This is a genomic window from Bacillus sp. IT-79MI2 (genome assembly GCF_949768135.1).
GTDB lineage: Bacteria > Bacillota > Bacilli > Bacillales > Bacillaceae_G > Bacillus_A > Bacillus_A pseudomycoides.
Genome location: NZ_CATKPV010000051.1, coordinates 1 through 14,622 on the forward strand (window position 1 = coordinate 1; position 14,622 = coordinate 14,622).

The following is a 14,622-nucleotide window of genomic DNA, read 5'->3' on the forward strand; positions in this document are numbered from 1 at the left end:
ATGCGAGTGGACCTTTTTTATTTGTTTCTCTCTTGCTTATCCCTTTGCTCTTAAAGTTTTAAATGTGGAAACTTATAAATCAGTTTTTGAAAAATATGCAAAACAACCAGTCAGTCAATAAAAAATAATTACATAATATACGCTTTTGTAATATTTCGTTCTGTATAAAAGGAATGGCACCTCGTCTAAACTGAAAAGACGAGGTGTTTTTTATGAAAATCAAACGGAGAATTATCATCACCTTATTATGCTTTACATGCATCATGTTGCTATTGCTTGGAAGATTGGTACAAATACAGCTTATATATACTGAATCATTTACAGATAAACATATAAATTTAATTGAAAAGAGTGTTACCCAGCGTACACAAGCAGTTACAGTGGATGATGGTAGGGGACGTTTTATTGATCGAAATGGAGTAGAACTTGGTGAAGAAAAGTATCCAGTGTTAATTATTTTTCCATTTCTACAAATAAAAAATGACATGTTAGAGAAAATTGCGCATATCATTAGTGTGCCGGGACAAGACATAAATCTGCAAATGAAAGACAAACGAAAACCATTTATATTTCAAAGAGGTGATAAACCGTTTCAATTAACGAAAGAACAGGTGGAAAAGATTAATCGTGCGGATATGTTAGGCATGGTTGCAACTGAAGTAAGGGTGAAACAAATACCAGAAGCAGAACATTTAATTGGTGCAGTAGGAGAAAACGAGAATGAATTTCAAAAGCGATACGGGGAAATGAAGAAGTTACCTATTCAAACACCGATTGGTATTTCAGGACTTCAACAATCATTTGATGAATTTTTAATGACTGATGGTGAAACGAAAGTGTTGTATCCCGTAGACAGACAGGGCGAACCGATTTTTGGGAAACGTGCAAAATATACATCTCCTGGAAATCCTTTTTATCCAGTTACGATTCAAACAACGATAGAAAAGTCTTTGCAACAAAAAGCAGAAGAGCTTGTGCAAATGCATGGAATAAAAAACGGTGGATTAGTACTACTTGATGTGAAGAAGAGTGAAATTTTAGCAATGGTGAGTAAACCATCTTTACAGACGAATGATAAGCGTGCGTATCAAAAAACGATGGAAAACCAAATGCTAATTCCTCATTTTCCTGGTTCTGTTTTTAAAACAGTTATAGCGGCCGCGGCAATTGATAATGATATAATTCAATCTCATCGTATGTTTAACTGTGATACAGATCCGTATGGCGAAAATACTCCGCAGGTTATGATGGGGAAATTAAGCTTCACCGAGAGCTTTGCTAGGAGTTGTAACAGGACATTTGCGGTGCTTAGTGATGAATTGATGCAAAAGGATAAACATGTAATGGAAACGTATTTAGAAGCGCTAGGAGCGGGTGAGACGGTAGGATGGAAAGGGCAAGTGTTTCATACACCTGGATTTAAACAGTTGATAGAAGAGAAAAAAGCAACTGTTTGGAATGGTGAAGAAAATAAGGTGAGTCACAAAGCAATTGCTCAAACAGCAATTGGACAAAAAGATGTAAGAATATCTCCTTTAGCTGTTGCAAATATGATGGCGACGATTGCAAGAAATGGAGAGAAGAAAGAAGTAAAAGCTGTAAAAGAAATACGGTACAAAAATGGCACAAGATTTTTTCATTTTGAAGATCATAAATTGGAGGGGCGGCAACTCTCTTATCATACAGTGAAACAAGTGCAATCACTATTAAGAAAAGTAGTAACGATGGAGAAAGGAACAGGTACTACTTTTCAGTCATTACCGCTATCTGTTGCCGGAAAATCTGGGACGGCACAAACAGGAAAAGGAAATCGTGTAAATCGTTGGTTTGCGGGTTACTTCCCGTATGAAAACCCAAGATATGCGCTAGTAGTTGTTGACTTAGAAACGAATAATGAACAAAATACTGTAACACCGATTTTTAAAGAATTTGTAGAAGAGATTGCTCACTTGGAAAGTAGAAGGTAATCTTGCAATTTATTATCAAATGTTTTCATTTCGTGAAAAAATTACTGTAGTTGTTCAACCTTTTAAGATTTAGTGTTACAATAGCAAGTAGGAAAAACTGCATGGAGGTTTGAAGAATGGCAGGAGGATCTAGATTCCAACAGAAACAACAAAAACGTCGTCAAAACGGTGTTTTAAATATTGCAATTGCTATTGTGCTATTAACAGTACTTGTTGTAGCGTACCAAGTATTCTTTACTTCTGATACAACAGAGCAAGCATCTTCTCCAGACAAGAAAGTATCTCAGCAAACAACGAAAGATAATAAAACTGAGAAAACGAAAGAGAAAGAAGAAGCTAAGAAACAGGAGCAAGCAGCAGCGAAGAAAAAAGAGGACGAAGAGAAACAAAAAGCTGAGGAAGAAGCAAAAGCAAATGAAAAGGTCCCAGCTGAAAAAACACAGCCTAAAGCAACAGATGCTTATACGAAACCTTCTTGGAAGCCAGCTGGTACAACGCAAGGTGCAACACCGGCAATGACATTTCAACAAGGATCAGCAGATTGGAATGAGATGAAACAAGCAATTTCCGCTGCAATCGAAGTTCCAGTGGAACAATTGGTTATTCACCGCATTGGGAATAACGGTAAGCAAAAAGCGTACGGTAATGTTCAAGATAAACAAACTGGTAAAAGGTACTATGTAAATATTGATTGGGTAGAAAATGAGGGTTGGAAACCAGCACTTGTTCAAACGCTAAACTAAAAAAGAGAGAGGTTCTTAGAACCTCTCTCTTTTTTAGTTTAGCGTAATTTTTTTAATTTAAAATGAACAACTGCGCTGTAATAAGGTCTTTTGCTCTCGGGATCCATAACCATTTGATGAGAAATATGATGAACTTCCAGCATAAGTGCTTTGTTATTGTCAATTTGTTCGTTAATTTTCTTTTCTAAGGAAACTAAGTTTGGTGCTTCAAAAAATTCTACTTTATCTTCCAGCATTTCAAACGTAAATGACACAAAAAACGCTCCTCTCCATATAATCATGTTAAGTGTAACAAAGAAAAGAAGGAAATACCATTTCCGTTTCAATTGACATTTTCGTAAAGAAAGCATATCATACTGATAAAACCGATAAGAAAAAGGGGAATTTTATATGGGTATAGAATTTAACGGTTTATTTGATGAGTGGGCTCATACGTACGATTCATTCGTACAAGGCGAAGATATACAATATAAAGAAGTTTTCGCTCGTTATGAGGAGATTTTAGAGGATGTAGTAAATAAATCATTTGGAAATGTATTAGAATTTGGTGTTGGTACTGGCAATTTAACAAATAAATTATTACTTGCCGGCCATACTGTTTACGGCATAGAGCCGTCACGTGAAATGCGTACAATCGCAAAGCAAAAGCTACCAGAAGGATTTTCAATTACAGAGGGAGATTTTCTTTCTTTTGATGTTCCCGATTCTATTGATACAATTGTAAGCACTTATGCGTTTCATCATCTAACAGATGAAGAAAAAGATGTAGCAATTGCGAAGTATAGTCAATTGCTTCATAAAGGTGGTAAAATAGTGTTTGCTGATACGATATTTGCAGATCAAGAAGCGTATGATAAAACTGTTGAAACTGCAAAACAAAGAGGTTTTCATCAGTTAGCAAACGATTTGCAAACAGAATACTATACACGTATTCCGATCATGCAATCTATTTTTGAAAACAATGGCTTCCATGTAACATTTACGAGATTAAATCATTTCGTTTGGGTAATGGAGGCAACTAAGCAATAGAAAGAGGGATTAGATTGAGAATTGCTGTAATTGGAGCAATGGAAGAAGAAGTACGTATTTTACGTGACAAATTAGAACAAGCAGAAACAGAAACCGTTGCAGGTTGTGAATTTACGAAAGGGACATTAGCAGGACATGAAGTAATCTTGTTAAAGTCTGGTATTGGTAAAGTAAATGCAGCTATGTCGACGACAATTTTATTAGAGAGATACCAACCTGAAAAAGTAATTAATACAGGCTCAGCTGGTGGATTCCATCAATCTTTAAATGTTGGGGATGTTGTCATCTCAACAGAAGTTCGCCATCATGACGTGGATGTAACTGCATTTGATTACGAATATGGTCAAGTGCCAGGGATGCCACCAGGATTTAAAGCGGATGAAGCACTAATAGCATTAGCTGAGAAATGTATGAAATCCGAAGAGAACATTCAAGTTGTGAAAGGAATGATTGCAACAGGGGATTCATTTATGAGTGATCCAAACCGAGTTGCAGCAATCCGTGATAAATTTGAAAATCTTTACGCAGTAGAAATGGAAGCAGCAGCGGTTGCACAAGTATGTCATCAATACAAAGTACCATTTGTAATTATTCGTGCACTTTCTGATATTGCTGGTAAAGAATCAAACGTTTCATTTGATCAATTTTTAGATCAAGCAGCTCTTCATTCTACAAACTTTATTATAAAAGTGTTAGAAGAGTTAAAGTAATGTAACAAAAAGGCAACTGTCTCATATAAAGAAGATACATACAGTTGCCTTTTCTTTATTGGCAAATAAGGAGGAGAACACGATGAAGGTGTATCGTGGAGTTCATGAATTAATCGGTCATACACCGATTGTAGAAATTACTCGTTTTTCACTTTCAGAGGGCGTTCGTTTATTTGCAAAGCTTGAATTTTATAATCCAGGTGGAAGCGTGAAAGATCGCTTAGGAAGAGAATTGATTGAAGATGCACTAGTAAAAGGACTTGTAAAGCCAGGGGGAACAATTATTGAACCGACGGCAGGGAATACTGGCATTGGACTGGCACTTGCAGCACTAGAGCATGATTTACATGTAATTGTTTGTGTTCCAGAAAAATTCAGTATTGAAAAGCAAGAGCTGATGAAAGCACTTGGTGCAACAGTTGTGCATACGCCAACTGAACAAGGGATGACTGGTGCGATTGTAAAGGCGAAAGAATTAGTAAAAGAAACGCCCAATTCATACTCTCCAAGCCAATTTGCAAATGACGCAAATCCACGTGCCTATTTCAAAACATTAGGACCAGAGCTGTGGGAAGCGCTAGATGGAGAGATTAACATATTCGTAGCAGGTGCAGGTACTGGTGGTACATTTATGGGAACTGCCTCCTATTTAAAAGAACAAAATCGTGAAATTAAAACGGTGATTGTAGAACCAGAAGGATCTATTTTAAATGGTGGTGAAGCAGGTCCACATGAAACAGAAGGAATCGGTCTTGAATTTATTCCGCCATTTTTAAAATCATCATATTTCGATGAAATTCATACCATTTCTGATCGAAATGCATTCAGACGTGTGAAAGAATTAGCGCAGAAAGAAGGCCTTCTTGTTGGTAGTTCTTCAGGAGCAGCATTTCATGCAAGTTTATTAGAAGCTGAAAGGGCAAAACCAGGTACAAATATTGTAACGATTTTTCCAGATAGCAGTGAGCGTTATTTAAGTAAAGATATATACAAAGGGTGGGAATAAAAATGAGAGCAAAAACAAAGTTAATTCATGGTATTCGCATAGGAGAACCTTCAACTGGATCTGTAAACGTACCGATTTATCAAACAAGTACGTACAAACAAGAAGCAGTTGGTAAACATCAAGGATACGAATATTCACGTACAGGTAATCCAACGCGTGCAGCATTAGAAGAAATGATTGCCGTATTAGAAAACGGTCACGCAGGGTTTGCATTCGGATCAGGGATGGCTGCGATTACAGCAACGATTATGTTATTCTCCAAAGGAGATCATGTCATTTTAACAGATGACGTATATGGCGGAACATATCGTGTGATTACAAAAGTATTGAATCGATTCGGTATTGAACATACATTTGTAGATACAACAAATTTAAATGAAGTAGCAGAAGCAGTTCATCCGAATACGAAAGCAATCTATGTAGAAACACCAACAAACCCATTATTAAAAATTACAGATATTAAGCAAATTTCCGCGTTTGCAAAAGAAAAAGGTTTGCTAACAATTATTGATAACACATTCATGACGCCATACTGGCAGTCACCAATTTCTTTAGGAGCAGATATTGTACTTCACAGTGCAACGAAATATTTAGGTGGACATAGCGATGTTGTTGCCGGATTAGTTGTTGTAAATAGCCCACAATTAGCAGAAGACCTTCATTTCGTTCAAAACTCAACAGGTGGTATTCTTGGACCACAAGATAGCTTCTTGTTACTTCGTGGTTTAAAAACATTAGGAATTCGTATGGAAGAACATGAAATAAATTCACGCGCGATTGCTGAGTTTTTAAATAATCATCCAAAAGTTAATAAAGTATACTATCCAGGCCTTGAATCACATCCGAATCATGCATTAGCAACTGAACAAGCGAATGGATACGGTGCAATTATTTCATTCGATGTAGACAGTGAAGAAACGCTAAATAAAGTACTTGAGAAACTGCAGTATTTTACGCTTGCTGAAAGTTTAGGAGCAGTAGAAAGCTTAATTTCTATTCCAGCTCAAATGACACATGCATCTATTCCAGCAGATCGTCGTAAAGAGCTAGGAATTACAGATACATTAATTCGTATTTCTGTCGGTATTGAAGATGGCGAAGATTTAATTGAAGATTTAGCACAAGCGTTAGCATAATGAAAAAGCACTGCTAAGAGGGCGGTGCTTTTTTAAATTCTTATTGTGAATGTTTTCACAAATTAGACACACACAAATGAAAATATTTCGTGTATATTGAAATCATGAAATAATACTTCACACATAAATATGTGAAACATTTCACAAACGATAGGATTCATGTAGGAAAAGTAACTCTATTTTTTTACGCTAATAGGGACGTATTAAGACCCTTAGGGGCTATTTAAGTCCATATAGCAGAATAGGAGGAAATTACATGGTAGTCAAAGAGAAAGTTGTAAATGAAACGCAAGAAGTGGTAGAAATGATTGAGACGTTAGTAAAGAATGGTAAAAAAGCTTTACAAGCATTAGAAGGTTTTACACAGGAACAAATTGATAAAATTGTACATGAAATGGCACTTGCGGGCGTGGATCAACATATGCCGCTTGCAAAAATGGCTGTTGAAGAAACGGGACGCGGTGTGTATGAGGATAAATGTATTAAAAATATTTTTGCAACTGAATATATTTGGAATAGCATAAAAAATGACAAAACAGTGGGGATTATTCGTGAGGATCCACATGAGGAAGTAATAGAAATTGCAGAGCCGGTCGGTGTGGTTGCTGGGGTAACGCCAGTAACAAATCCAACGTCAACAACGATGTTTAAAGCAATCATTGCGATAAAAACGAGAAACCCAATTATTTTTGCATTCCACCCTTCAGCGCAGCAATGTTCTATCGCAGCTGCAAAAACAGTGCGCGATGCTGCAGTGAAAGCTGGTGCACCAGAGAACTGTATTCAATGGATTGAAAAGCCTTCTGTTGAGGCAACAAAACAATTAATGAATCATGAAGGTGTAGCGCTTGTTTTAGCAACTGGAGGAGCAGGAATGGTGAAATCAGCATATTCTACTGGTAAACCAGCCCTAGGGGTAGGACCAGGTAACGTTCCATGCTACATGGAAAAATCAGCGAACGTGAAACGTGCTGTAAATGATGTGATTTTATCGAAAACGTTTGATAATGGTATGATTTGTGCTTCTGAGCAAGCAATCATTGTAGATAAAGAAATCTATGACGCTGTGAAAAAAGAAATGATAGCAAACAATTGTTACTTTGTAACAGAAGAAGAACGAAAAAAATTAGAGAAGCTTGTTATTAATGAGAATACATGTGCAGTAAATAGTGATATCGTTGGGAAATCCGCACATTATATTGCAGCCTTAGCTGGGATTACAGTACCTGAAGACACAAAGATACTTGTAGCTGAAATTAAAGGAGTCGGCGCAGCCCACCCGTTATCTCGTGAAAAATTAAGTCCAGTATTAGCTTGTATAAAAGCAAATTCATTAGAAGAAGGATTGCAGCATTGTGAAAACATGTTAGAACTTGGCGGTTTAGGACATTCCGCAGTTATTCACTCTACAAATACAGAAGTACAAAAACAGTTTGGTTTACGTATGAAAGCATGTCGTCTTATCGTAAATGCTCCGTCAGCACAGGGCGGAATTGGTGATGTATATAATGCTTTCATTCCGTCTCTTACACTCGGATGTGGATCATACGGAAAGAACTCTGTATCTCAAAACGTAACGGCAACACATTTAATGAACGTAAAGAGACTTGCAAATAGAAAAAAGAATATGCAGTGGTTCAAGTTACCACCAAAAATTTATTTTGAAAAACACGCTACGCAATATTTAGCAAGTATGCCGAACATTTCACGCGCATTCATTGTAACAGATCCTGGAATGGTACAGTATGGATATATTGATGTAGTAACGCATTATTTAGCTCAACATAGAAATGATGTGAAAGTAGAAATATTCTCTGAAGTAGAACCAGATCCGTCAGATGAAACTGTATTTAAAGGTGCAGAAATGATGAGAAGCTTCAAACCGGACGTTATTATTGCTCTTGGCGGCGGATCAGCGATGGATGCAGCAAAAGGAATGTGGCTATTTTATGAGCACCCAGAAACAGAATTCTTTGGTATAAAACAAAAGTTTTTAGATATTAGAAAACGTACATGTAAATATCCAAAACTAGGAAATAAGGCGCAGTTTGTTGCAATTCCGACAACATCTGGAACAGGGTCAGAAGTGACACCATTTGCGGTTATTACAGATAAAAAGAACAATATCAAATATCCGCTCGCTGATTATGAATTAACACCAGATGTTGCCATTGTGGATCCGCAGTTTGTTATGACAGTACCACCGCATATCACTGCTGACACAGGAATGGACGTTTTAACACATGCAATTGAAGCGTACGTATCAATTATGGCAAATGATTATACAGATGGATTAGCCTTAAAAGCAATGGACCTTGTCTTTAAATATTTACCACGTGCATATAAAGATGGCAATGATGAAGAGGCTCGTGAAAAAATGCATAATGCATCAGCAATGGCTGGTATGGCATTTGCAAATGCATTTCTTGGAATTAACCATAGCTTAGCGCATAAACTTGGACCGGAATTCCATATTCCGCATGGCCGTGCAAATGCTATTTTAATGCCACATGTTATTCGCTATAATGCAATCAAACCAAGAAAACATGCACTATTCCCAAAATACGAGTACTTTGTTGCAGATGAGCGCTATGCACATATTGCAAGAATGCTTGGACTTCCAGCGCGTACAGTGGAAGAAGGCGTAGAATCATTAGTACAAGCTATTATTGCCCTTGGAAAAGAATTAAATATTAATATGAGCATCGCTGGCCAAGGTGTTGAAAAAGAAGCATTTGAAGCAGTTGTTGGCACGTTAGCGGAAAGAGCTTTTGAAGATCAGTGCACAACAGCAAATCCGAAATTACCGCTTATTTCAGAGCTGAAAGAAGTGTATACGCAAGCTTATAAAGGTGTATAGAAAATTTGAAAGAGCCGTTTAGCAGCGGCTCTTTTTCTGTTGGAAAACTTCTCCCTCATTGGCTGTATTTACTTGCCTCAGAAATGATTAGAATATGATAGAGTGAGAGGGAGGAGTGGTAGAAGTATGAAAGAATTACAACAGAAAATAGCAGATTATATTCGCTTCGGTCAAGTTCTTCTTGCGCTAGCCACATTTTTAATGATTGGTTTATTAATCCCAAATGGAGGAGGAGAAACTATACAATCCTTTGCGATGATGGGTGTTATTGTTTTATTTTTAGGGATGTCATTTTTCTTCTTCAAACGTGTTAAAGTATTGCGTGACAGGTTAGAGGAGAACCAGTATGAATAAGATTGATAGATGAAACGTTACGAAAAGATAGTATCTTTTTGTAGCGTTTTTTATTATAAGTAAAATTTTGTAGAAAATTTATGTGTTTTATACTGACAATAATAATCTTTATCAATTAAAATGAAATAGAACTAAGTTCTAATCCAATGTCATTTGTGAACGGGAAGTTCTTGTCTGTTGTTAGAACAAGATAAATATCTAGTATATAAGTGAAAAACCTCCCCCCTCAATTGTAGTTTTCGTTGTACTAGTTATAATATGGATGCAGTAGACAAGTCTTTGTCTACTGTCTTTTTTATTAAAAACATCTTATAAAATTCCGGTTCGTGCGGATTGATTAAAGTTACATCCTTATCTAAGGAAACAGCTTTTACTCTAATAAATCCCTTGAATTTTGAATTTTCCCCTTATTTCATATTACCTCGTTTATAATAGATGTAAAAGTTACCATACATTGTACATTCTGAAATGTATTCAGGCAAAGGGGGGAGGATGATATGTTCCATACGGATCGTTTGCAATTTCGCAAATATACAATGGCTGATTTAGAGTTTTATGCTTCTTTATGGGGAAATGAGAAAGTGATGCGTTACATTGGGAACGGAACTCCGAAAACATATATGCAGTGTAAAAAAAGTCTTGAAAGCTGGGTTCTTCCTAGTTATAAAAACGGTTTAGGATTATTTCTAATGATTGAAAAGGAAACAGATACACCAATTGGTCACGCAGGACTCGTTAGGCAACAAGTAGATGGAAGAGAAGAAATTGAAATTGGGTACTGGTTACTTCCAGAGTATTGGGGAAAGGGATATGCAAAGGAAGCAGCAACAGCTTTTCGAGATTATGGTTTTCAAGTGTTAAGTTTGAATAAGCTCATTTCTCTTATTAATCCAGATCATCCTGCTTCTATCTTTGTTGCTCGAAAAACAGGAATGAGTTATGAGAAGACAGCATCATTTCATGGAATAGATGTTCTTGTATATGCAATTAAAAGAACAGGATAAATCCTGCACTTTTAAAGAATGAGACCACTAAATACCATTAATATGTTTAAAATTATATGCCATATAATAGCTGGAATGATGCTATTTGACTTCACAACTATTCCTCCATAAAATATACCAGCTATAATAAAAGCGGTGGAAACACTCCAAGAAAAACCTAAGGAGTAATGCTGCAAACCAAAACCAATGCTTGTAAGCAAAATAGCCCATTTTTCATCAAACTGATTTGTAAACTGATGTAGTAAGATTCCCCGCCAAATACATTCTTCTAATACGCCATTGATAATAGAAAATAATACGGGAACATGATATGTTGTATATAAGATATTTCTTTTTGTAGTAGAAGTAGTAATGTAAGGATCCATAAACAAAAGAATGCTATATTAGTAGTTTGTACAGTAATGACAAGAAGTGTAAAAGAAAATAATAATAATTTCCCCATCTTTTTCTCCTTTTAAAAAGGTAATATTCAACTTTTAAAGAATAGTATATAACAATAAAAGGGGGATTGGGATTGTATATTTATCATAACGGACTCATTATTCGAGAAGGAACGACAGGTGTACCAGCTTATGCGATTAAAAGTTTATTTGAGGATGCAGGCTGGAGTAACAATAGCATTCCATCTTGGCAAATTGAAAAATTTACGATAGCATTTGAAAATTCTACGTGGGCTTTTACGATTTGGGATGAGGAAGAAATGATTGCGATGGTTCGTGTTATTTCTGATCAGATAATGGCTGCCAATATTATGGATTTAGTTGTGAAGTATGAATATAGAGGAAAAGGATTAGGAAAGAAGCTCGTTTCCCTTTGTATGCAGAAACTCCCTCATGGAGATTGGTTTGCTCATACTTATGCGAATAATTTTGATTTTTATCGTAGTTGTGGTTTTGAGGTACGGGATTTATCTCAAAATGGGACGTGTGCTTATTATGGTTATAATGAAGCGAAAAAACAGGGACATAGATAGCCCCATTAGATAATAGAAAGAATGTAGAAAAAGATTGCTAGGCGATAGCAATCTTTTTTCGTTTATACAGATACAATATTTTACTGTACAAAAAAGAAATAGTGGACTGCGAATGAGAGAGTAAACAAGGGGAGTAGGAATATCATTTTCTTTTTTAAATCTTTAAAGAAGGAGTTATTATTGGGAGCAAGCCAAACTTCTAATGTGGAATAGAAGAGTAATGAAACTGCCAATAATATGCTACTAACTAATTCAAATGTCATTATTAAGGCCTCCAATTTCATCAAAGATAATTAAATAATAACATGCAAATGTTAATTATTAACAGTTTGTAACAGCACCTTTAGTGATTAAAATGAAGGAATATTCATTTTGTGGTAAAATAATAAAGAAAATTCGGAATTTTAAAAAGGGGGATGAAATTGAATATTAAAGTAGGAGATACGTTTCGGTATGAAAGAACATTTACAGAAGAAGAGGTTTTGGAATTTGCTCATCTTACAGGTGATAAAGGGAGACATCATATGGAACATGATGAGCAGGGACGTTTAATGGTGCATGGTTTATTAACTGCAAGTATTGGAACGAAAATTGGTGGAGAGGTACATTACATAGCACGGGAATTAGTAAGTGAATTCATCAGGCCTGTTTTTACTGGAGATACAATTACTTGTGATGTAAATCTTACAAGTGTGGAACAAATGGAAGGGTACAAAAAGGTATCGATAGAGTCGATTTATCGTAATCAAAAAGGGAAAGAAGTATTAGTAGGATCAAGCTATGGAATTATACGAGAATAATGCAAAAAGCCTGTTTTTCATTTTTGAAAACAGGCTTTTTGTATTGCATTTTAATATACACGTTTTCGATTTTCAGCATGGCTCGAGATGAGTAATAATGCGGAGTCTTCGCCAATATTACGCACAATATGTGGCACACATGCACTCCAGGAGAAAGAATCTCCTTCTTCCACAATCGCGATATCTTCTCCGTGCTGTACTTCTAATTTACCGCGCAAAACAAGATGGCATTCTTCACCTTCATGAGCATTTGGTATATTTTCTTTTGGGAATCCAGCTGGGATTTCTACTAAAGATAAACGAAGGCCTCCTTGCTCAGCGACATGCTCAATCCTTTGTTCATCTTTTCCATACACACTGTATTTTCGTTCTTCCTTTTTTACAATTTTCATGTGATCTTTTTGCTCAAGCAATAAATAAGGGAGAGGAACGTTCAAAAATTTGGAAATTGTTTCTAAAGTTGAGATAGATGGAGAAGTTTTATTATTCTCGACCTGGCTCATAAAACCTTTAGAAAGTCCTGTTCCTTCACAAATTTGGGCGATAGTGACGCCTCTGCGCTGACGAATTTCACGTATTGCAGAACCGATATTCATAATAATCAAGCTCCTTTTTTGTAGACAACTATTTGTATCATAGCAAAAAAAAACATTTTTTTCTCAAGAAAAATAAATTGACGAATAAAAAAAATTATTGTATGTTTTGTAATGTAAACAAAAGTTTTATATTATAAAACATAAAAGGAGATAACAAAATGAATCAACATATTGGTAATTTAATTATTCGTATCGTATTAGGAGTAACGTTTTTTATGCATGGTTTGGCAAAGTTCCAATCAGGCATTGATAATATTGCAGGATGGTTTACAAGTATCGGTTTACCAGGTGCTCTTGCATACGGCGTAGCGACAGTAGAATTAGTTGGTGGTCTGTTATTGATTATCGGTTTAGGTGTACGTTATATTGGATTATTATTTGCACTTATTTTAGTTGGAGCAATTGTAAAAGTAAAATGGTCTGCTGGTTTATTAGGAGATGGAAAGAATCCAGGATACGAATTAGACCTTGCATTGTTAGCAATGGGTCTTTACTTATTCGTTGTTAAAGCTGAAGGTTTTGTAGATAACTTCTTAAAAGCGACTGTATTCAAAAAAGACTAATCGAAATGGGGGCATAACAATATGGACTTTCGACTTCATCCCAGTACAACACTCGGTACAGTTCATTTATATGTATCGAACTTACAACAGTCTCTAGCATTTTATACAGATGTGTTACGATTGAAAGTGGTAAGAGAAGAGGAGCATATCGTTACACTTGGTAATGAAAGTAATGAACCGCTTCTTATAGTAGAAGAGAAAGAAAATACTCTTCCAAAACAAAGAAATCGCACTGGTTTATATCACTTTGCAATCTTACTACCAAGTAGACAAGATTTAGCAAATATTCTTCTTCATCTTGTGCAGAAAGTGTATCCGTTACATGGCGGGGCAGATCATTACTTTAGCGAAGCAATTTATTTAGCTGACCCAGATGGAAATGGAATCGAAATTTATCATGATCGTCAAAGAGAAGTATGGCGTGATGAAAAGGGAGAGCTTCCGTTTGTTAGCAACCCATTAGATGGAGAAGGATTATTACAACAAGGAAATGAGTGGAATGGATTTCCAAGCGGAACAGTAATGGGACATATCCATTTACATGTTGCTGATTTAGAAGAAGCAAAACGTTTTTATGTAGATGGGCTTGGATTTGAAGTGACGATTCCAGTCCGAAACGGTGCATTATTTGTTTCAGCAGGTGGCTATCATCACCATGTTGGTTTAAATACATGGCAAGGTGAAGGTGTGCCGCCGCAGATGCTAAATTCCGTTGGCTTGAAATATTTCACAATTGTACTAGTAGATGAAAAAGAAAAAGAGCAAGTGTGTGAAAGCTTAAAATATATTGGCGCGATTGCTACGTATAAAGATGGAATAATGCAAGTAGAAGATCCGTTTGGTCACTGTATTCAATTGATTGTAAAAGGAGAAGCCTAAAT

At 36.0% G+C, this 14,622-nt stretch carries 16 protein-coding genes; 13 read left to right on the forward strand and 3 right to left on the reverse strand.

Features of this window, described 5'->3' with window-relative positions:
* The first annotated feature begins 212 nt into the window (after positions 1-212).
* Together ACM6HU_RS06670 and ACM6HU_RS06675 are read left to right on the forward strand one after the other, a co-directional pair.
* Positions 213-1,967, forward strand: coding sequence for a peptidoglycan D,D-transpeptidase FtsI family protein (locus tag ACM6HU_RS06670; RefSeq protein ID WP_016116422.1), 1,755 nt, complete (start codon positions 213-215; stop codon positions 1,965-1,967).
* Positions 1,968-2,083: 116 nt separating this feature from the next.
* On the forward strand, positions 2,084-2,710 hold the full coding sequence (locus ACM6HU_RS06675) for a YrrS family protein (RefSeq protein ID WP_016116421.1): 627 nt from the start codon (positions 2,084-2,086) through the stop codon (positions 2,708-2,710).
* A gap of 38 nt (positions 2,711-2,748) precedes the next feature.
* Here ACM6HU_RS06675 and ACM6HU_RS06680 read toward each other — a convergent pair whose 3' ends face one another.
* Positions 2,749-2,964, reverse strand: coding sequence for a YrzA family protein (locus tag ACM6HU_RS06680; RefSeq protein WP_000010988.1), 216 nt, complete (start codon positions 2,962-2,964; stop codon positions 2,749-2,751).
* 136 nt (positions 2,965-3,100) lie between these two features.
* Here ACM6HU_RS06680 and ACM6HU_RS06685 point away from each other — a divergent pair, with 136 nt between their 5' ends.
* The 7 genes from ACM6HU_RS06685 to ACM6HU_RS06715 all read left to right on the forward strand — a co-directional run bounded on the left by ACM6HU_RS06685 (position 3,101) and on the right by ACM6HU_RS06715 (position 10,809).
* On the forward strand, positions 3,101-3,739 hold the full coding sequence (locus ACM6HU_RS06685) for a class I SAM-dependent methyltransferase (RefSeq protein WP_016116420.1): 639 nt from the start codon (positions 3,101-3,103) through the stop codon (positions 3,737-3,739).
* Positions 3,740-3,753: 14 nt separating this feature from the next.
* Positions 3,754-4,449: a 5'-methylthioadenosine/S-adenosylhomocysteine nucleosidase gene (gene mtnN, locus ACM6HU_RS06690; RefSeq protein WP_016116419.1), complete on the forward strand. Its 696-nt coding sequence runs from the start codon at positions 3,754-3,756 to the stop codon at positions 4,447-4,449.
* Between the two features lie 82 nt (positions 4,450-4,531).
* Positions 4,532-5,455, forward strand: a complete 924-nt coding sequence (locus ACM6HU_RS06695; protein ID WP_016116418.1) for an O-acetylserine dependent cystathionine beta-synthase — start codon at positions 4,532-4,534, stop codon at positions 5,453-5,455.
* Between the two features lie 2 nt (positions 5,456-5,457).
* Positions 5,458-6,591, forward strand: a complete 1,134-nt coding sequence (locus ACM6HU_RS06700; protein ID WP_016116417.1) for a bifunctional cystathionine gamma-lyase/homocysteine desulfhydrase — start codon at positions 5,458-5,460, stop codon at positions 6,589-6,591.
* A 256-nt stretch (positions 6,592-6,847) separates the two neighbouring features.
* On the forward strand, positions 6,848-9,451 hold the full coding sequence (gene adhE, locus ACM6HU_RS06705; RefSeq protein WP_016116416.1) for a bifunctional acetaldehyde-CoA/alcohol dehydrogenase: 2,604 nt from the start codon (positions 6,848-6,850) through the stop codon (positions 9,449-9,451).
* A gap of 126 nt (positions 9,452-9,577) precedes the next feature.
* Positions 9,578-9,805 (forward strand): YrhC family protein, encoded by a 228-nt coding sequence (locus ACM6HU_RS06710; protein ID WP_016116415.1) that lies wholly within the window; start codon positions 9,578-9,580, stop codon positions 9,803-9,805.
* A 497-nt stretch (positions 9,806-10,302) separates the two neighbouring features.
* Positions 10,303-10,809: a GNAT family N-acetyltransferase gene (locus tag ACM6HU_RS06715; RefSeq protein WP_016116414.1), complete on the forward strand. Its 507-nt coding sequence runs from the start codon at positions 10,303-10,305 to the stop codon at positions 10,807-10,809.
* An 11-nt stretch (positions 10,810-10,820) separates the two neighbouring features.
* Here the strand turns inward: ACM6HU_RS06715 and ACM6HU_RS06720 are convergent, their stop codons facing one another.
* On the reverse strand, positions 10,821-11,174 hold the full coding sequence (locus ACM6HU_RS06720; RefSeq protein WP_052331349.1) for a CPBP family intramembrane glutamic endopeptidase: 354 nt from the start codon (positions 11,172-11,174) through the stop codon (positions 10,821-10,823).
* 149 nt (positions 11,175-11,323) lie between these two features.
* Between ACM6HU_RS06720 and ACM6HU_RS06725 the strand changes: the two genes are divergently transcribed.
* Positions 11,324-11,782 carry a GNAT family N-acetyltransferase gene (locus ACM6HU_RS06725; protein WP_016116412.1) on the forward strand — a complete coding sequence of 153 codons (459 nt, stop codon included), beginning with the start codon at positions 11,324-11,326 and terminating at the stop codon, positions 11,780-11,782.
* Positions 11,783-12,204: 422 nt separating this feature from the next.
* Entirely contained in the window at positions 12,205-12,582 is a 378-nt protein-coding gene (locus ACM6HU_RS06730; RefSeq protein ID WP_016116410.1) for a MaoC/PaaZ C-terminal domain-containing protein, read from the forward strand.
* A gap of 50 nt (positions 12,583-12,632) precedes the next feature.
* Here the strand turns inward: ACM6HU_RS06730 and ACM6HU_RS06735 are convergent, their stop codons facing one another.
* Positions 12,633-13,178: a helix-turn-helix domain-containing protein gene (locus tag ACM6HU_RS06735; RefSeq protein ID WP_003200551.1), complete on the reverse strand. Its 546-nt coding sequence runs from the start codon at positions 13,176-13,178 to the stop codon at positions 12,633-12,635.
* 158 nt (positions 13,179-13,336) lie between these two features.
* Between ACM6HU_RS06735 and ACM6HU_RS06740 the strand changes: the two genes are divergently transcribed.
* Together ACM6HU_RS06740 and ACM6HU_RS06745 are read left to right on the forward strand one after the other, a co-directional pair.
* The gene (locus ACM6HU_RS06740; RefSeq protein ID WP_003200553.1) at positions 13,337-13,741 is read left to right on the forward strand and encodes a DoxX family protein; all 405 of its coding nucleotides are present in this window, start codon (positions 13,337-13,339) and stop codon (positions 13,739-13,741) included.
* Between the two features lie 21 nt (positions 13,742-13,762).
* On the forward strand, positions 13,763-14,620 hold the full coding sequence (locus tag ACM6HU_RS06745) for a VOC family protein (protein WP_016116409.1): 858 nt from the start codon (positions 13,763-13,765) through the stop codon (positions 14,618-14,620).
* Positions 14,621-14,622 lie beyond the last annotated feature (2 nt).